General features: G+C 72.5%; 16 protein-coding genes. 13 read left to right on the top strand and 3 right to left on the bottom strand.

The annotated features are described in order from the left end of the window. The first annotated feature begins 32 nt into the window (after window positions 1-32). From DMA15_RS29120 to DMA15_RS29070, 9 genes are all read left to right on the top strand, one after another. Complete coding sequence (locus DMA15_RS29120) at window positions 33-1,088, top strand: ornithine cyclodeaminase family protein (protein WP_125515696.1); 1,056 nt, start codon at window positions 33-35, stop codon at window positions 1,086-1,088. Further along, window positions 1,085-2,818 (top strand): hypothetical protein, encoded by a 1,734-nt coding sequence (locus DMA15_RS37670; protein ID WP_240659996.1) that lies wholly within the window; start codon window positions 1,085-1,087, stop codon window positions 2,816-2,818. The genes DMA15_RS29120 and DMA15_RS37670 overlap by 4 nt, the downstream gene beginning before the upstream one ends. A 47-nt stretch (window positions 2,819-2,865) precedes the next feature. Then, window positions 2,866-3,894 (top strand): cysteine synthase family protein, encoded by a 1,029-nt coding sequence (locus tag DMA15_RS29105; protein ID WP_125515695.1) that lies wholly within the window; start codon window positions 2,866-2,868, stop codon window positions 3,892-3,894. 8 nt (window positions 3,895-3,902) lie between these two features. Then, on the top strand, window positions 3,903-5,387 hold the full coding sequence (locus DMA15_RS29100; protein ID WP_125518066.1) for an MATE family efflux transporter: 1,485 nt from the start codon (window positions 3,903-3,905) through the stop codon (window positions 5,385-5,387). A gap of 120 nt (window positions 5,388-5,507) precedes the next feature. Further along, entirely contained in the window at window positions 5,508-6,515 is a 1,008-nt protein-coding gene (locus DMA15_RS29095) for a winged helix-turn-helix domain-containing protein (protein WP_125515694.1), read from the top strand. 75 nt (window positions 6,516-6,590) lie between these two features. Then, window positions 6,591-7,019, top strand: coding sequence for a hypothetical protein (locus DMA15_RS29090; RefSeq protein WP_125515693.1), 429 nt, complete (start codon window positions 6,591-6,593; stop codon window positions 7,017-7,019). A gap of 1,086 nt (window positions 7,020-8,105) precedes the next feature. Then, on the top strand, window positions 8,106-9,464 hold the full coding sequence (locus DMA15_RS29080; protein ID WP_125515691.1) for an FG-GAP-like repeat-containing protein: 1,359 nt from the start codon (window positions 8,106-8,108) through the stop codon (window positions 9,462-9,464). 209 nt (window positions 9,465-9,673) lie between these two features. Further along, window positions 9,674-10,939: an MFS transporter gene (locus tag DMA15_RS29075; RefSeq protein WP_125515690.1), complete on the top strand. Its 1,266-nt coding sequence runs from the start codon at window positions 9,674-9,676 to the stop codon at window positions 10,937-10,939. Window positions 10,940-10,992: 53 nt separating this feature from the next. After that, on the top strand, window positions 10,993-11,685 hold the full coding sequence (locus DMA15_RS29070; RefSeq protein WP_125515689.1) for an alpha/beta hydrolase: 693 nt from the start codon (window positions 10,993-10,995) through the stop codon (window positions 11,683-11,685). A gap of 89 nt (window positions 11,686-11,774) precedes the next feature. Here the strand turns inward: DMA15_RS29070 and DMA15_RS29065 are convergent, their stop codons facing one another. Beyond that, entirely contained in the window at window positions 11,775-12,677 is a 903-nt protein-coding gene (locus tag DMA15_RS29065) for a LysR family transcriptional regulator (protein ID WP_125515688.1), read from the bottom strand. A gap of 166 nt (window positions 12,678-12,843) precedes the next feature. Here DMA15_RS29065 and DMA15_RS29060 point away from each other — a divergent pair, with 166 nt between their 5' ends. Beyond that, window positions 12,844-13,155, top strand: coding sequence for an EthD family reductase (locus DMA15_RS29060; protein ID WP_125515687.1), 312 nt, complete (start codon window positions 12,844-12,846; stop codon window positions 13,153-13,155). 11 nt (window positions 13,156-13,166) lie between these two features. Next, window positions 13,167-14,102, top strand: a complete 936-nt coding sequence (locus DMA15_RS29055) for a PhzF family phenazine biosynthesis isomerase (protein ID WP_240659994.1) — start codon at window positions 13,167-13,169, stop codon at window positions 14,100-14,102. Here the strand turns inward: DMA15_RS29055 and DMA15_RS29050 are convergent. Next, window positions 14,047-15,534: an MFS transporter gene (locus tag DMA15_RS29050; RefSeq protein ID WP_240659992.1), complete on the bottom strand. Its 1,488-nt coding sequence runs from the start codon at window positions 15,532-15,534 to the stop codon at window positions 14,047-14,049. The genes DMA15_RS29055 and DMA15_RS29050 overlap by 56 nt on opposite strands. Window positions 15,535-15,861: 327 nt before the next feature. Further along, entirely contained in the window at window positions 15,862-17,307 is a 1,446-nt protein-coding gene (locus tag DMA15_RS29045) for an MFS transporter (RefSeq protein WP_206302866.1), read from the bottom strand. 465 nt (window positions 17,308-17,772) lie between these two features. Here DMA15_RS29045 and DMA15_RS29040 point away from each other — a divergent pair, with 465 nt between their 5' ends. Together DMA15_RS29040 and DMA15_RS36805 are read left to right on the top strand one after the other, a co-directional pair. Continuing rightward, the gene (locus DMA15_RS29040) at window positions 17,773-18,645 is read left to right on the top strand and encodes a polysaccharide deacetylase family protein (RefSeq protein ID WP_125515685.1); all 873 of its coding nucleotides are present in this window, start codon (window positions 17,773-17,775) and stop codon (window positions 18,643-18,645) included. A gap of 9 nt (window positions 18,646-18,654) precedes the next feature. Beyond that, entirely contained in the window at window positions 18,655-18,810 is a 156-nt protein-coding gene (locus DMA15_RS36805; RefSeq protein ID WP_164551845.1) for a hypothetical protein, read from the top strand. The last annotated feature ends 21 nt before the right edge of the window (window positions 18,811-18,831 follow it).

Here is an 18,831-nt window from a genome sequence, read left to right as displayed (position 1 = left end):
CCTCCCCCACGGACCGGAAGGAAACGGACACCATGACCGGCAGCACCTCCCCCAGCACCGCCGAGGGCCGAATACCCGGCACCCCCGCCGAAGGCCGGACCGCCGGTGACGACAAGCACCTGCGGATCCTGTCGACCAGCGACCTCGCCGGTATCGACATCTCCCTGGCCGACGTGGTCTCCACCGTCGAGGGCGCGTACCGCACGCTGCACGCCGGCGAGTCGGACAACCCGCGCAAACTCACCGTCAAGCCGAAGGACGGGCACTCCGTCTCGTACGCGATGCTCGGCCGCGACGGCTCGCGCGACGTCGTCGCCATCAAGACCTCGTACAAGCACGGCCTGGACAAGGGGCGCGAGGAGCAGCACTACTACACCTCGCTCACGATCTACGACGACGTGACCGGCCTTCCGGTGGCGATGATGGACTGCTCCCGCATCGGCTCCCTGCGCACCCCGGCCGTCTCCGCGCTGCTCGCCCGCGAGCTGGCCGCGCCCGGCGCCCGCACCGCGCTGGTCGTCGGGACCGGCACGCAGGGGCGGCTCGCGCTGCCGTTCCTGCTGACCGCGCTGCCGGGCCTGGAGCGGCTGATGCTGTCCGGCACGCACCCCGAGGGCATCCAGGCGGTACGCGACGAGCTGCACCGGCACTTCCCGGACCGCGAGCTGGAACTGGTCGAGGACCTGCGCGCCGCCGCCGGGGAGGCCGACGTCATCGTCGCCACCGCGGGCGGACACACCCCGGCGGCGATCGAGGCCGACTGGCTGAAGCCCGGCGCGCTGTCCATCCTGGTCGGCCACGGCCTCGCGCCCTCGACCCTGCACCGGGCCGACCGCGTCATCGCCACCAGCGAGGCGCAGATGAACGTCACCGGCACGGACATGGCGGACGCCGAGGGCAAACTGCCCGCGGTGGACGCGGAGTTCCCGCCGGTGATCGCGGGCGCTGCCGCGGGCCGTACGGGCGCCGAGGAGCGGATCTTCGCGTACAACAGCGGGCTTGTCGTCACGGACATCGCCCTGGGCCACCGTTTCGCCCAGCTCGCGCTGGAGCAGGGCCTCGGGACCGAGGTGGCGGTGTGGCGGTGAGCGAGGCCTCCAGGGTGAACGGTGGCGCCGGGGCCGACCTCTCCGCGGCGCTGCCCGCGCTGCCGGACCCCGCCGCCGACGCCGTGCTGGCCTCCGGGCTCGTCCAGGAGCTTTCCTACGCCTTCGGCGGCCCCTTCCACTTCCTGCTGCCGGACGCCTTCGACGCCAACCTGCGGGCGATGCGGGGGGCGTTGGAGGAGGCGGGGGTCGCCGGGTTCGTGTACTACGCGAAGAAGGCGAACAAGGCCGCCGTGTGGGTCGAGCGGTGTGCGGCCCAGGGCGCGGGCGTCGACGTCGCCTCCCTCGGCGAGCTGCGCGAGGCGCTCGGCCACGGCGTGCCCGGCGAGCACCTGATGGTCACCGGGCCCGCCAAGGCGCACGACCTGCTGCTGCTCGCGGTGCGTCAGGGCGCGCTGATCGCCGTGGACGCGCTGGACGAACTCGACGCGGTCCTCGCTCTCGCGGGCGGCGAGGGAAGAGGGGGCGCGCGGCCCGCGCGCGTGCTCCTGCGGGCCCTGCCGCCGGGCCAGCCGCACAGCCGTTTCGGCCTGACCGAGGCGGAGCTGGCCACCGCCATGGACCGCTGCGCGCACGCGGGCGCGGCCGTCCTGCGCATGGAGGGCTTCAGCTTCCACCTCTCCGGATACGACGTCGGGGCGCGCGCCGAACTCGCCGCCTCGCTCGCCGAACTCTGCGTGAAGGCGCGGGCGTTGGGGCTGCGGGCCGATCGCGTCAGCGTGGGCGGCGGGCTGCCGATCAGCTATGTGGGCGCCGGTGACTGGCAGGCCTTCCTCGCCGCGCGGCACGACGGGCACTTCCACGCCCGCAAGTCGTTCAGGGACGGCGACTTCTACCCGTACCACTCGCCGGTCGCGGGCGCGGAGGCGCTGCGGGCGCTCCTGGCGCACCGCACCGGTGGACGCGAACTCTCCGCCCTGCTGAGGGACTTGGGCGTACGCCTGCTGCTCGAACCGGGGCGGGCGCTGCTCGACCGCGCGGGCGGGACGGTGTTCCGGGTGCAGGGCGTGAAGGAGCGGGCGGGCTACCGGCTGCTGACGGTCGACGGAAGCAGCCTGAGCCTGTCGGAACAGTGGTTCGCCAGCGAGTACCTGCCCGACCCGGTACTGGTTCCTGGCGGGGGCGCCGCCGGGGAGGCGCCGGGGGGCGCCGAAGCGGTGCCGGGAGGCGCCGGGGAAGCCTCGGGGGCCGCCGAAGCCGCGCGGGGGACAACCGGAGAAGCGCCGCGAGGCGCCGGAGCAGCCCCGCAGGCCGCCGAAACCGCGCGAGGGGTGACCGGAGAAGTGCCGGACACTGCCGAAGCGGCGCCGGGAGGCGTCGGAGCCGTCTCGGAGGCCGCCGAAACCGCGCCGCGAGGCGTCGGAGCCGTCTCAGAGGCCGCCGAAACCGCGCCGCGAGGCGTCGGAGCCGTCTCAGAGGGTGCCATGGAAGCGCCGGGCGCCGCCCAGAACCCGCCGGGCGCCGCCAGTGAAACGTATCCGGCCAGTGTCGGCGCCGCGACCTGTCTGGAGTCGGACATGCTCACCTGGCGCAAGATCCCCTTCCGGCGCCTGCCGCGCGTGGGTGACCTGTTGGTCTACCCCAACACCGCCGGCTACCAGATGGACTCCAACGAATCCCCCTTCCACGACCTGCCGCTGCCACCCAAGGTCGTCGTCGACCGCACCGAACTGCCGCGCCCGCGCTGGCGGTTGGACCGCCACTTCACCTGACGCCGCCCCCGCCCCCGCCCCTCCCTCCCCGTAACAGGAGCACATCGATGTCCGGAGCCCTGACGCGCCCCGCCGTGGTCTCCCACGTGTCCGACCTCATCGGCCGCACTCCCCTTCTGGAGCTCGCCACCACCGAGACCGGCAGCCGGCTGCTGCTGAAGCTGGAGATGTTCAACCCCACCGGCACCGCGAAGATCCGCATGGCCCGGCAGATGATCCTCGACGCCGAGGAGCGCGGCGAGCTGCGCCCGGGCGGGCGGATCATCGAGTCCACCTCCGGCAACACCGGCCTCGGCCTCGCCGTCGTGGCCGCCGAGCGCGGCTACACCTTCACCGCCGTCGTGGACCACCACGCCTGCACGGACAAGCTGCGCGCCATGAAGGCCCTCGGCACGGAACTGGTCTACGTCGACGAGGACGGCGGGGGCGAGGAGCTGGCCACCGCCGCCCGCGAGGAACTCGCCGAGGAGATGGCGCGCGGCAAGGACAACACGATCTTCACCGAGCAGCACAACAACCCGAGCAACGGCGTCGGCTACTTCCCCGTCGCCCACGAGCTGCACGAGGCGCTCGACGGGCGGATCGACGTGCTGATCGGGGCGGTCGGCACGGGCGGCGCCCTGTGCGGAACGACGCGTGAACTGCGTAAGCTCATACCGGAGTTCGCGACGGTCGGCGTCGAGCCCAAGGGGTCGATCGCCTTCGGCGGGCCCGCCCACGACTACTACCAGTCCGGCACCGGCACGCCCGAGGGCGCCGAGATCGGGGCGCTCGTCGACTTCGACCTGATCGACGAGGGCGTCAAGGTCGGGGACGTAGAGGCCTTCGCGACCTGCCGCGCGGTCGCCCGCACCGGGCTGCTCATCGGCGGCTCGGCGGGCGGCGTGGTGTACGAGGCGCTGACCCGCCTGGGCACGCTCCCGCCGGGCAGCACTATGGTCGCCCTCATCAACGACGGCGGCGAGAAGTACCTGGACACGGTCTTCGACGACGCCTGGATGAACGCCCGCAACCTCCTCGATCCCGCAGCGGAACGCGAGATCGACGAGCTCCTCACCAAGCTCCGCAGGAACTGATGACCTCGATGCCCCCCAAGCCCGACTCCCCCACCGCTCCCGACGCGCCCGAACGGGAGGCGCCGCCCTCGGCGCTCGCCACGCTGCTCGGCGACAGCCGGGCGCTGGCCACGCTCGCCGTTCCGCTCATCCTCACCCAGCTCGCCCAGGTCGCCCTGACCACCACCGACACGGTGATGATGGGCCTGCTCGGCACCCAGGAGCTGGCCGCGGGCGGCCTCGCCATCGTCATCTTCAACCAGCTCCGCACGATGGGCGTCGGCCTGCTCACCTCGGTCGGCAACCAGATAGCCGCGGCGGCCGCCCGCGCCGAGAAGGACGAGAAGGACGAGAAGGACAGAGAGCACGGGGAGGCCGCGAAGGACGGGGAGGGTGGCGCCGGGAAGGACGGCGATCGCGACGAGGTCCGCGGCATCGTCCGCGCCAGCATGGCCGTCGCCACCCTCGCGGGGATCGTCGGCGCCGTCCTCATGGTCCTCATCGGCCAGTGCCTGACCTGGCTCGGCCAGGACGCCGCCGTCGTCGACCGCACGCAGACCATGCTGTTCGCGCTGGCGCCCGGGCTGCTGCCGTGTCTGTGGTTCCAGGCGATCCGCCAGTTCACCGTCGGCATGCGGCGCCCGCAGGCCCTGCTGCGCATCACGATCGCCTCGATCGCGGTCAACGCGGGGCTCAACTGGGCCCTCATCCACGGCACTTGGAGGCTTCCGGAGCTGGGCCTCACCGGCATCGGCGTGGCCACGTCCACGGTCTACCTGCTCTCGTTCCTCGCGCTGTACGCCTCCGCGAAGCGGGACGCCACACTCGCGCCGCTCCTCACGCTGAACGCCCTCAAGGCCGATCCCGCCGCCGTGAAGCGGCTGATCGGGCTCGGGGTGCCGATCGCGGCGACGTACGGCTCGGAGGCGGGCTTCTTCTCCGTGACGGCGCTGATGGCAGGCGCGTTCGGGCCCGCGGCGCTCGCCGCGCACACGGCCGTGAACCAGCTCGTCTACATCGTCTTCCAGGTCGCCGTCGGCCTCTCGCACGCCGCCTCCATCAACGTCAGCCGCGAGCTGGCGCTCGGCCGCATCGACGACGCGCGGCGCATCAAGAACACCGCGCTGGCGTGCGCCGCCGCGGTCATGGCCGTCGTGGGCCTCGCCTACCTCACCGTCCCGCGCCTGGTCCTCGCCCCCTTCATGGACTCCGGTTCGGACCGCGCGCTGACCATCGCCACGCATCTGCTGATCGTCACGGCGTTCCTGCAGTTCTTCGACTGCGCGCAGAACATCGGCGTCGGCCTGCTGCGCGGCCTCGACGACACCAAGAGCGGCTTCCGCATCACGGTCATCGGCTACTGGGCCGTCGGACTGCCCGCGGCCTGGCTCCTGTCCCACCCGCTGGGCCTGGAGACTGTCGGCATCTGGCTCGGCCTCCTCACGGGCCTCGCCACGACGGCGGTCCTGCTGCTGCGCCGGTACGGCTCCTCGCTCGCGGCGCGGGCCGCGTAACCCGCCGACTCGCGAAAGCGCTCCCCGCGCGGTGGCCGGAAGACACCGCGTGGGGAGCGCCGTGCCGGGGCAGTCTGGGGGTGCGAGACACGCTTCACCGCTGTGACAGGGAGCCGGCCGGTGTTACGTATCCACTTCACGACGGAAGACCTCGCGCGGACCAGGGTGGCCGCGACCATCGGCGTCGCGGCGGAAACGTACTACAGCCTCGAACTGCTGAGGCAGAACCGCGACCTTCCCCACTTCCGTCAGTGGCGGTCGGCGCTCGTGGGCCGCATGGGGGCGGAGACGCGCCCGCTGACGTCCCTGGTCCCGGTGCGCGGGCCGGGGCTCGACCTGCTGGCCCTGATGGGCGACGCGCCCTCCATGGAACACGCCGTGGACAACCTGCTGCGCGCGCCCGTCTCCCGGATCCGGCGGGAGTTCGAAGGCCTCGACTTCCATCCCCGGCACCTGTCGTGGGCGAGGCGGCTCGCCGCGGGGGACCGGGAAGCGCGGCGGGAGTTCGCCGACGCCGTGCGCGCCTGCCACCGGCTCACGGTGGAGCCCTACTGGGACAAGGGGCGCTCCGAACTGGTCGCGCTGGCCTCCCGCTACGCGAACCTGATGCTGGAGGGCGGCATCGACCTGCTGCTGCGGTCGCTGGGCCCGCCATCGGTCCGCTGGTGTCCGCCCGTGCTCGAAGTGCCCTACCCGCGCCGGACCGAGGTGCGCCTCCAGGGCAGAGGCCTGATCATCACGCCCACCGTCTTCTCGCCGCTCCCGATGAGCCTGCTGTACGACCCGCTCGACTCCTCGCAGCCGCCCCGGCTGACCGTGCCGTGCCTGCGCGAGCCGCTGACCGGCACCGGCCCCGCCGGACCCGACTGCTCCCCCGGCCCGAGCCTGGAGTCCCTGCTCGGCCGCACGCGGGCCGCCGCGCTGCACGTGACGGCGGAGGGCTGCACGACGACCGAGTTGGCCCGGCGCCTCAACGTCTCGGCCTCGGCCGCCAGTCAGCACGCCACTGTGCTCCGCAAGACGGGCCTGATCACGACAAGCCGCCGGGGCGGATCCGTGCTGCACCTCGTGACCCCCTTGGGACTCGCCCTGCTCACCGCACCGCTTACCGCACCCTTTAAGCCGTGACTTAAGAGCTGGGCCCCGGGCATCCCGTTCCCGGACCATGTGGAGCCGCAACCGACTCACATCCTGGAGGTCACCTTGCGTACGCAACTCTCCGCCGCCCTCGGTGCCGTGGCACTGACAGCGGGCGCTCTGCTCGGCGCTCCCGCCGCCAACGCCGAGGCCACCGACTACCCCACCAACTCGTTCCGCGTCGAGGTCGGGAACACGTGGACCGACGGAAAGCTGACCTGGTACAACCGGTCGGTCCTCGTGGAGGGGACACACAAGTCGGTGAGTACGGCCGGCAAGGCGTACTGCCGCCTCACCTGGGGGCGCACCTACGACGCCAACCGCGCGCTGGTGGGTTCGAGGGGCTCCGATCCCGCTGACATGGCCTGCGGTACGACCAGAACCTTCAGCTTCGTCGTTCCGGCGGACATAGTCGGTGGTGCCCAGCTCGTGCGCATCTGTCTGGACGACGGCAATTACAACGACCTGCTCTGCGCGCCCTACCGGCGGCCCTGACCGCAGGCCACGTCCGCGGTTCCCGGATGAGACGGTCCACTAGCGCGGCCACATCGCGGGGCGTGGGCAGCTCGATCCGTACGCTCGTCAGGCGCGGCCGCAACAACTCGCCGACCGCACTGACACGGCTTGCCGCGAGCCCGGTGAGCACATAACTGCCGCTCGCCCGCGGCACGCCGCGTACGGGGCAACGGAAGTGCTGGTGGGCGGGGCGGCGGTGGGGGTTGGCTCAGCGGTGGGGGGTTGGCTCGGCGGGGGTGGGAGGTCCAGCGGGGGTGGGGGGGCCGTCGGGGTCGGGGGGCCCGGCGGGGTTTGGGGGGCCGGCGGGGTTTGGGGGCCCGGCGGGATCCAAGGGCCCGCTGGGGTCGCGGTGACCGGCAGGTGCGGAGGGCCCGGCGGGACCGGGGCGACCGACGGGATCGGGGGACCCGGCGGGGTCGGGGCGACCGACGAGATCGAAGGGCTTGGCGGAGTCGGGACGACCGGCGGGATCGAGAGGCCCGGCGAGATCGGGGCGACCGACGGGATCGGGGGACCCGGCGGGACCGGGGGCGACCGACGAGATCGAGAGGCCCGGCGGGAGCGGAACGACCGGCGGAATCGAAAGGCCCGGCGAGATCGGGACGACCGACGGAATCGGCGGACCCGGCGGGATCGGGGCGACCGTCGGGGCCGAAGGACCCGGCGCGGTCCGGCGCGGGGAACGGGGCCCGCGCCGGGCACGAGCTGTCGTTCAGCCTGCCGCGCATCCTGTCACTTGTGACTGAGCGTGACAGCAGGCACCAATCACCAAGCGCCGCGCCCCGTTTCGGGGCGGGTGACGCAACAGGGCACGGTTCACTGCGGGAGCGGGCAGGCGCGGGAATCCGTATCCGGCGCAGAGCATCGCCCCGCGCCCCGTACAACCCTTTGGCCCCACCACCGGTCTCCTCCACCGCCAGTCCCGGCTCCGCCGGCACCCGGTGCGCGCCACCCGGCGACGCACACCCCGCTTCGGCGCCCGGATGCCGACCGACCCGACCACCACTCCCCCTCCCCCTCTCCCACTCGCTCGACCTCTCCACCCACAAGGAACCCCCAACACCCATGCACATCCGCACAACGGCCACGCTCACCACCCTCCTGGCAGCGGGCCTCACCCCCCTCACCCTGCCCGCCGCGACAGCGGACGCCGCGCCCGCCAAGCACGGCGACGACTTCAACGGCGACGGCTACCGCGACTACGCGTACTCGAGCTTCAGCGCCAGAGAGGGCGGCGGCGTCACCGTGGTCTTCGGGACCGCCACCGGGCCCGGCCCCACTCAGAAGCGCCTCACCCAGTCGAGCCCCGGCGTGCCCGGCACGGACGAGGCCGACGACATGTTCGGCGAGGTACGGGCCGCCGCGGACTTCGACGGCGACGGATACGGGGACCTCGCGGTGGCGGCCACCGGCGAGAACGGCTCCCAGGGCGCCGTGACGATCCTGTGGGGTTCCGCCTCCGGTCTGTCCAAGGGCACGACCCTGCCGAACAAGAACCCGGGCCGCCACAACTACATGGGCAAGGACCTGGCGACCGGCGACTTCAACGGCGACGGCAAGCAGGACCTGGCCGTCATCAACGAATCCATGACCTACGTCTACCGGGGCCCGCTCAAGCGTTCCGGCACCACTGGCCCCGTGACCAAGCTCGACAAGACGACGGGCTTCTACGCCTCGGCCCTGATCTCCGGCAAGGTCAACGGCGACAAGAAGACCGACCTCGCGATCATCGGCGACGTGGTCAACCCCGAGAAGATCGCGTCCGACGCCTGGTTCATCAAGGGTGGCGCGAGTGCGCTCACCCCGGGCAAGACCCTGCGCCTGGAATCCCAGTCCGGCAACGGCGGCAGCACCGAGCGCGGCGGCGACGGCGTCATCGCCGACTTCGACAAGGACGGCTACGGCGACATCGCCATCGGCACCTCCCTCCACTCGAAGCACAAGGGCCGCGTCAGCGTCTGGTACGGCTCGTCCGGCGGGCCGTCCCGAAGCACCCGCCTCTCCCAGTCGACGAGCGGCGTCGCCGGATCCGCGGAGAACGACGACGAGTTCGGCTCATCCGTCTCGGCGGGCGACGTCAACGGCGACGGCTACGCGGATCTGGCGGTCGGCGTGCACGGCGAGGAGATCGACGGCAAGGACTACGCGGGCGGCGTGCACGTCTTCAAGGGGCGGGCGAGCGGTCTGTCCGGTGCCGGTTCACAGTGGTTCGCCCGCAACACCCCCGGTGTCCCGGGCCCGTTGGAGGCGGACGACGCGTTCGGCGGCCTGGTACGGCTGCGCGACGCGGACAGGGACGGAACGGCCGACCTGTACGTGAACGCCGGCTATGGCCCTCTGCGGCTGCCCGGCTCCCCCAGCGGCATCACCACGACGGGCGCGGCGGCGTACGACGCGATGCCCATCGGCGGCTTCTTGGACTAACCCCCTACGACGCCCAGTTGGTGTGCCGGCCCGGCGCCGCGGCCCGGTCGGCACACCCCGGCGATTCGCACGGCGGCTCTTCCCGTCCAGGGTCTGGCGGATCCGTTCGTTCACTGCTAAACATTCGTGACACGTGTCAACTGACACGTGTCACGAGTCTTTTTCGGTCATCGGGACCGGACCAGACCGGACCTTCCGAGGAGGGCACCATGGCCCTTTCCGCTCGTCAGGACCAGATACCCCCGCCGGACCGGCCCGCAGGCACCCCGCGTGGCCTGATGCCGCTCCTCCTGCTCGGCAACACCGCGATGTTCACGCTCTACATCGGCGTCGGCGGTGTCCTGCTCCCCCTCCAGATCGAGCGGATCGACGAGGCCGACAAGGTCGCGATGCTCGGCCTTGTCAGCGGTGTGAGCGCGGTCTTCGCCACCCTGTTCAACCCCGTCGCGGGTGCCCTCTCGGACCGTTCGGGGCGCCGCAATCCGTGGATACTCGGCGGCGGTCTCGCCGCGGTCGGCGCGATGGCGCTGCTCGGCGGGGTCGACACGGTGCTGCTCGTTGCCATCGCCTGGTGCGTCGGCCAGGCCGTGATGAACGTCTTCCAGGCCGCGCTCACCTCCGTCGTCCCGGACCGGGTGCCGCTCTCCGCGCGCGGCAGGGCGTCGGCCGCGGTCGGTCTCGGCATGCCGCTCGGCTCGACCATCGGCGCGCTGCTCGGCTCGGCCTTCGCCGACCACATCCGCACCGGCTATCTGGTGCTCGGCGCCTTCGTGGCGCTGGCGGCCGTGGTCTTCACCTCGTTCGCCCGCGAGAAGCCGCTGCCCCCGACGGACAAGGCCGAACAGGCGCCGCTGAGACGGCAGTTCGCGGCGTTCCTCGGCGCCCTGCGCCACCACGACTTCCGCTGGGCCTTCATCGGACGGGCGCTGCTCGTCCTCGGCTACTTCTGCGTCTTCGGCTACCAGCTCTACATCCTCCAGGACCACATCGCCCTGCCGTCCGGCATCGCCCCCGAGGGCGCCGTCGCGATCCTCACCCCGGTCAACGCGGTCGCCATGGCCCTCTCCACAGTCGTCGGCGGCGTGCTCTCCGACCGGCTGAACCGCCGCAAGCTGTTCGTCGCCCTCTCCGCGGTGATCTCCGCCGTCGCGCTGATCGTCCCCGCCGTCTCGCCGACCTGGCCCGCGATGATCGTCTTCGCCGTGCTCAACGGCCTCGGCTTCGGCTGCTTCATGGCCGTCGACAACGCGCTCGTCTCGATGATCCTGCCGAGCGCCGAGGACGCGGCGCGCGATCTGGGCGTCCTCAACATGGCGCAGGCCGGCCCCCAGATCCTGGCGCCGTTCGCCGCTTCCGTGATCGTCTCGCTCTGCGGCGGCGGCCAGGGAGGCGGCTACACCGCGCTGTTCATCGCCGGTGCGGCGCTCTCCCTGCTGGGGGCGCTCGCCGTGCGGCCGATTCGCGGGGTGCGGTGACGGGGGCCGACTCCGCCGCCGTACCGTTCCCGTGACGAGAGAAGGGCACCACCATGAAACTGCACACCCACGAATGGGGGGCCGGCGACCGCGTCGCCCTCCTGGTCCACGGAATCATGTCGGACCACCGCACCTGGCGGCGCGTGGGGCCCGCGCTCGCCGACCGGGGCTACCGCGTGATCGGCGTCGACCTGCGCGGGCACGGCGCGAGCGGGCGCGGCGCGTACGGCGCCGAGATCTTCGCGGACGACCTCGTCGAGACGCTGCCGGTCGGCGCGGAGCTGGCGATAGGGCACTCGCTCGGCGCGATGGCGCTGGCCCTGGCGGCCGAGCGTCTGGCGCCCGAGCGGGCGGTCTTCTCCGACCCGGCGTGGGCGCTCGGCGGCGTCGGGTCGGTGGATCCGGCGATTTTCGTGGAGTTCCGGGGTGCCACGCGCGAGGTGATCGCGAACTTCAACCCGCGCTGGGAGGAGGCCGACGTCGACATCGAAGTCGCCACCCTCGCGGCCTGGGACGCGGACACCGCGCTCGCGCTCTCCGGCCCGAACGCCGTGGACCGCACCCCGGCCGCGCCGGTCGTCCCTTCGCTCGTGCAGGTGGCGGACCCCAGTTTCCTCATCGACGAGGCGATGAAGGAGGAGCTGGTGCGGCGCGGTTTCGAGGTGCGTACGGTCAAGGGCGCGGGGCACACCATTCATCGCGACGACTTCGAGGCGTTCATGGCTTCGCTGGAGGGGTGGTTGTGAGCGGGGGCCCCGGGGCGGGGGCCGGAGCCCCCGGAACCGCGGACGTCCGTCCCGCTTGACCTCTGGCGCGTCAGTTGGCCTCTCGCGCGTCAGCCCGGCAGCCAGTGCAGCTCGTGCGCCAGGGTTCTGGCGACGGCACGGATGCGGCGGTGCAGTGGCGACTGCTCGCGTGGCAGGACCAGATGGAAGGTCAGGCCGGGCGCGCCCCGCAGCGGTCGCCAGGTGAGACCGGCCGGTGCCGCCGTGACCGCGGCTTCGCCGGCCGGGGCGAGGGTGAGCCCGTCGCGGAGGTCGCGCTGGGACATGTCGAAAGAGACGGCGGGCGTGTGGAATCGGGGGTGCGGCCGGATGTCCCGGAACAGTGCGGCCAGCTGGTCGTGGATCACGGGGTTGGCCGCACTGTCGGGGAGCCGCAGCGGATACGCGGCCGCGTCGGCGATCTCGATCTCCGGGTGTCCGGCCAGCGGATGGTGCCGCGCCAATTGGACGCCGGTCCGCTCACGCCGCAGCAGGTACCGGCGCACGCCACGGCCCTGCTGTTCACCGCGGGTGATCCCGGCATCGATGCGGCCCTCGGCGACCGCGGCGGAGATCTCGGGCGTCGCCATCGGGACCGCGCCGACCTCGAGTCCGGGACTGTCGCGCATCACCTTGTCCACCAGCGCCGGGGCTGTCTCGGCCCCGGCGCTGAGGCTGTAGCCGACGCGGAGCGTGCCCAGCTCGCCGGCGCCCGCCCGCCGGGCGGTGTCCCATGCCCGGTCCAGCGCCGCGAGCGCGGGCGGCGCGGACTCCGCCAACGCCGCACCGGCCGCGGTCAGTACGACGCTCCGCGTGTCCCGAACCAGCAGGGCGTTGCCGAGTTCCTTTTCCAGTCGGCGCATTCGGGCGCTGAGCGCGGGCTGCGCGATACCGATTCGGGCGGCCGCGCGGGTGAAGTTCAACTCCTGTGCCAGCACGAGGAAGTACCGCAGGCTGACCGTATCCGGTGCCATGTGCCCCCCTGCCGATTGATAACGATCCGTTCTGAGGCTATCCCGTATTGGTCTTTCCCCCGACCTCAAGTCGGGCCCTAGCCTGCGGATATGACGATTCAACCGAGCGCGGTCCTGGACATCGCGCGCACGCGGCCCGCCGACCCCGATCTGGACGGAGGCCGTCATGCATAGGCTGGTCGTTCTGTATCCCCACCCCGCAGACCCCGACCACTTCCGCGATTACTACGTGACCAACCACCTGCCGCTGGTCGCGAATTGGCCCGGCCCGCTCGCGTGGCGCTACAGCTTCGACGTGGCGGCGCCCGAGGGAGAAGCGCCGTATTTCGCGGTCTTCGAAGCCGACTTCGCCGACGCCGCCGCCATGGCCGCTGCGCAGACGTCGCCACACGGCGAGCGGCTGTCCGCCGATGTCGCCAACTACGCCACCGGCGGTGTGGTCATCATCCACTATCCGGTGCGGGACGGCACCGGCTGAGGCAGGCCGGTATGTCCTGGCCTGATGTCACGGTGGTCGACGCGTGCGTGCGGCGCGACGGCCGGGGCGGCAGCCCCACGGCCGTCACCGACGACGACCCGGCGGCGACGGACGCGGACCGGCGTGCGGTCGCCGCCGCGGCCGGCACCTCGCACGCGGCGTTCCTCGGCCCGGGGCGGACGCCGGACGGCGGCCTGCCGGTCCGGTTCTTCACCGCCACCGCCGAACTGTCCGGCTGCGGCCACGGCACCGTCGCCGCGCAGGCCGTCCGGTTGACCCGCACCGCGCTGGGCGAGCTGACCGACCGCCAACACACCGGCGGGCGCACGTTCGACACCGTCGCGATCCGCCGCCCCGCCGCCATCGAGGTCTGGTTCGACCAGGGCCCCGTCGCCCTGCGTCACCCGGCACCGGACGAGCGCGCCGCGATCGTCGCCGCCCTCGGGCTCACGGCGGACGACGCGCATCCGACCGACGCGCCACGGATCGCCTCGCCCGGCGCGCCACGCATGCTGGTCCCGGTCCACGACCGGTCGGTGCTGCTCCGAGTCCGCCCGCACCTCGGCAGGCTGGCGGCGGCGTGCCGGCGGTACGGGCTCCTCGGCTGTTTCGTGTACGTACCGCCGGTGGGTGACCGGCCGGGTGCGGCGCGGATGTTCGCACCGGCGATCGGCGTCGACGAGGACGTCGCCAACGCCAACAGCACCGGCTGCCTGGCCGCCCACCTGCTCGACACGGCAGGGGCGCGGACGGTCGCGATCGAGGTGGAGCAGGGCGACACCCTCGGTCGCCCTGCCGGCGTGCTCGCTTCGGCCCGCCGCGGGCCGGCGGGCATCACGGCCCGGGTCGGCGGGTTGGCGGTGGTCCGCGACGGACGCTGGACTCCGCTCGTCAGCCGGTGCGGGTCCGCTGGGGGAGCAGCTGCATCAGCGCCCCCATCGCGATGAGTGTGCCGACGACGTACCAGAGGCTGTCGGCGAACGCGGTGTTCACGGCTGGGCCGCGGATGCCCGCGCCGATGTGGGTGAAGAAGATGACGGTGGTCAGGGCGGTTCCGAGCGCGATGCCGAGCTGCGTTCCGGTGTTGAAGAGGCCGGAGGCCGAGCCCGCGTGCCGGTGGGGGACCCTGCCGAGGGTCAGGTCGGCGAGCGGGGCGCCGATCATGCCGAGGCCGAAGCCGACGGCGAGCATCGGGGCGGCGGCCGCCACGGTTCCCATGCCGGTGCCCACGGTGGTGATGAGGTGGTGGTAGCCGGCCAGGGTGAGGGCGGCGAGCAGGGCCCCGGCCTGGGGCACGGCCCGTCCGTGGCGTGCGACGAGGCTCATGGCGAGCCAGGCGCCGCCCATCTCGCCGAGGGAGGCCACGACGAAGCCGACGGCCGCCTCGCCCGGGGTGAGACCGAGGCCGTTCTGCATGAACAGGACCCAGGACAGGAAGAAGACGCCGGACAGGAGGCCGAAGGCCAGCTGCGTGGCGAGCCCGGAGCTGAAGGCGCGGCCGGTGAAGAGGGAGAGGACGACCAGGGGCGAGCCGTCCTTGCGCAGCTTGGCCCTCTGCTGCACCAGGAACCCGGTCAGGACGAGCAGACCGGCGGCCATCATCGCGAATGTCCAGAGGGGCCAGCCGTGTTCGCCGCCCATCGTCAGCGGGAGCGTGATCAGCAGCAGGCCGAGCGCGGACAGGAACATGCCGAGCGGGTCGAGGGTCCCGGCGGTGCGGTCGTGGGACTCGGGAAGGCAGCGCCGGCCGAGGACGACGGCGGCGATGCCGATGGGCAGGTTGATCAGGAAGATGGGCCGCCAGCCCAGGCCGAACAGGTCGGCCTGGGTGAGGACCCCGCCAAGGACGGGGCCGATGACGCTGCCGAGCGACATGACCGTGCCGTACAGACCGAACGCCTTCGCCCGGGAGCCCTCGTCGAAGGTGACGTGCAGGGTCGCGAGGACCTGCGGCACCATCGCCGCGGCGGCGGCTCCCTGGAGTACGCGGGCGGCGATCAGCAGGTCAGGGCCGCCCGCGATCCCGCACAGAAGCGAGGACAGCGTGAAAACGGCGGTACCGGCCAGGAAGATCCGCCTGCGACCGTAGAGGTCGCCGAGCCGGCCGCCGGTGATCAGACCGAGTGCGAAGGTCAGGACGTAGGCGGCGTCGATCCACTGGAGGGCCGCGGTGGTGGCGCCGGTGTCGGCGGCGATGGAGGGCAGGGCGGTGTAGACGACGGAGCCGTCGAGCGCGTTCATCAGCTCCGCGGTCAGGACGACGGCGAGGGTGATGGCGCGGGCACGGGCCGGGGCCGGGGCCTGGGCCGGGGCCGGGGATCCGGCGCGTGGCGGGTTGCTGGTGGCGGTGGTGGTGGCCTGGTGGGTGTCGTGGGACACGGGAGGGGGACTCCTGCTCGCGGTGGGTGATCGGGGATACGGGCAGGCCGGGGCCGCGTACGCCGACTGCGTACAGGAAGAAGGAGCGGGCCCGGGCCAGGAGGGGACGCCGTCGGTTCCGGGCAGGCGGGAACGGCACCGCGCGGGTGCTGTCCGGGCCGGGAACAGGACGGCTATCGGGCCTGGGCGATACGTCATCACCTCACATCGAGGAGCGGCGGAACACGTCCGCCCGGGTCAGCAGGGAAGAGCCGGGCCGGATACGTATACGGGCCCGCGGGGGTCCGGCGGCCCCGCCCGGCACGGGGCGGGGCCGCCGGTGGTGGTTCAGGCGGTCCTGACCGGCTTGGGCAGTCGGAACATCAGCGCCCACATCACCGCGAGGGCGGCGACGACGTACCAGACGCTGCCCGCGAACGCCTCGGTCACGGTGGTGCCGTGGCTGCCCGCTGGGGCATGGTCGAAGAAGACCACGGAGGCCATCGCGATGCCGAGCGCGGTGCCGAGCTGCATGGCGGTGTTGAACAGTCCCGCCGCGGAGCCCGCGTCCTCGTGGCCGACCTGGCTGAGGGTGAGACCGGCGAGTCCCGCGCCGACCATGCCGAAACCGGCCCCGACGAGGATCATCGGGGCGACGGCGGCGACGAACGGCGTCCCGGTCTGCTGGGCGGAGACCAGCAGTTGGTAGCCGACCAGGGTCGCGGCGATGAGCACCGCCCCGGCCTGCGGCACGCGCCGCATATGGGTGCCCGCCCACTTGGAGGCGAGCATCGCGCCGGCCATGCCGCCGAGGGAGATGGCGACGGACGCGGGAGCGAACTGCCCGGGCGTGAGTCCGAGGCCGGACTGCATGAACAGCACCCACGTCAGCAGGAACACCCCGGAGACCAGGCCGAAGACCAGCTGGGCGGCGAGCCCACCGGCGAACGCCTTGCTCCGGAAGAGGGAGAGCGCGACCAGGGCGCTGCCGTCCTTGCGGGTCTTCGCCCGCTGCTGGACCACGAACGCCACAAGCGTCAGTGCGCCCGCGCCGAGCAGGACGAAGCTCCACGCCGGCCAGTGCTTCTCGCCGCCCACGGTGAGCGGGTAGGCGAGAAGGAGCAGACCGGTGCCGGAGAGCACGATGCCCAGCGGGTCGAGACGGCGGGCCTGCCGGTCGCGGGACTCCGGGATGAACCGGAGGGCGAACAGCACGGTGGCCAGGCCGATGGGCAGGTTGATCAGGAAGATCGCCCGCCAGCCGAGACCGGCGATGTCGGCGGAGGTCAGGACGGCGCCCAGGACGGGCCCGAGGACGCCGCCGAGCGACATGATCATGCCGTACATGCCGAACGCCTTGGCCTGGGACTCGCCCTGGAAGGTGACCGCGATGGTGGCCATGACCTGCGGCACCATCGCCGCCGCCCCGGCGCCCTGTAGGGCCCGCGCGGCGACCAGGAACTCCGGTCCGGTCGCGATCCCGCACAGCAGCGACGCCAGCGTGAACAGCACGGTGCCTGCGATGAAGACCCGCTTGCGCCCGAAGAGGTCACCCAGGCGCCCGCCCGTGATCAGGGCGAGGGCGAAGGTGAGGGTGTAGGCGGCGGGGATCCACTGGACGGCGGCGCTGGACGCACCGGTATCCGCCTGGATGGAGGGCAGGGCGGTGTGGACGATCGAGCCGTCGAGCGCGTTCATCAGCTCGGCGATCAGTACCACGGCCAGAATGATCGTGGCGGCACGGCCGGCCCCTGTGGAGCGTGGAGTGCCGTGGGCATGGGTGTCGGTCGACACGTGGAAGGTTCCTGTTCGCGTACGGAAGGAAAGTGGGCGGAGGCAGGCCTGGGCATGCCCCCGCACGCGTACGGCGCGACAGGGGGGAGCAGGGTGCGACAAGCCCAGGCCATCGGGAGCACCGCCGTCGAGGCATGCGTCGGGAGCCCGCGATCGCGGACAACCGGAAAAGAGCCTCAGAACGAGCGGCTACTTGGCCTGGGAGATACGTCATCACCTCGAAACACAGCGCCGGGGCCCCGGAACGGGCACCGACGGAACCACGCGAGGCTAAAACGTTCTTCGACCTCCCCGCAACGCAATAAACCACCACGCTGCCGACGGGGTCGCTGTCTGCCGCCGAGCCCCCGACCCGGGCTTCCGACCCGTGCTTCCTGCCCCTGCTTCCGGCCCAGACGGGTGGCATCGAGGCGGACATGTGGGCCGATAACCTGTTTATCGGATTCGCGCACATATCGTCACCGCGTGATCACTCTCGTACGGAGACGCGCCGCTCTCTGCGCCCTGGGCGCTCTGACCACCGTCCTCGCCGGGTGCTCGTCCGGCGACACCACGGCCTCCGGCCACCCGGGCCGCCAGGCACGGCCCGCGGCCTCCGCGTCGCCGGCCGCCCCGCCCACGCTCGCGCCCGGCCCCTCGGGCCTCACCCCTGTCTTCAGCAACGGCTCCCGCACCCAGGGCCGTACCGTCGCGCTGACCTTCGACGCGGACATGACCGTGAACCAGGGGGCACGCGCCGCGGCGGGCGAGCGGTTCGACCATCCCGAGCTGGTCGCGACGCTGCGCCGGCTGAAGGTGCCCGCGACCTTCTTCATGACGGGTCGCTGGGCGGAGGAGTATCCGGACCAGGCCAAGGCCATCGGCAAGGACCCGCTCTTCGAGGTCGCCAACCACTCCTACAGCCACCACGCCTTCACCGGTGACTGCTACGGCCTGCCGACCGTGCCCCCGGAGCGGATGCGGGCGGACATGGAGCGTGCCTTCGACGCGTTCCGCAAGGCGGGCGTCGAGCGCCCGTTGCCGTACTTCCGCTTCCCCGGCGGCTGTTACGACCAGCGGTCCCTGCGCGCGCTCGCGCCCGGCGGCGTCACCGCCGTGCAGTGGGACGTGGTCAGCGGCGACGCCTTCGCGACGGACGCGGACGCGGTGGCCCGCCAGGTGATCGACGGGGTGCGGCCGGGGTCGGTCGTCGTCATGCACTGCACGCGCAGCGCGGCCCCGACGACGGAACGCGCGCTGCGGACGATCGTCCCGAAGCTGCGGGAGCGGGGCTTCCGTTTCGTGCGGGTGTCGGAGCAGATCGGTTCGACCCGGGGAGCGGCGGGGGCGCGGGGCTAGGCTGGACGCATGACGGACGGCGACCACGGCGCGGAGACGGGGGCGGACAGGCCCGAGTGCGTCCTGTGCCAGGCGCCCACGGAGTACCCGGAGTCCCACAGAGGCATCACGCTCTGCCCGCCCTGCGAATGGCAGGAGGCCCAGCGCACCATGTGCTCGGGCTGAGCGAGCGGGCGGCCGGACGGC

The organism is Streptomyces sp. WAC 01529, assembly GCF_003945545.1.
Taxonomy (GTDB): Bacteria; Actinomycetota; Actinomycetes; order Streptomycetales; family Streptomycetaceae; genus Streptomyces; species Streptomyces anatolicus.
This window is presented reverse-complemented; position numbering and strand designations above follow the sequence as displayed.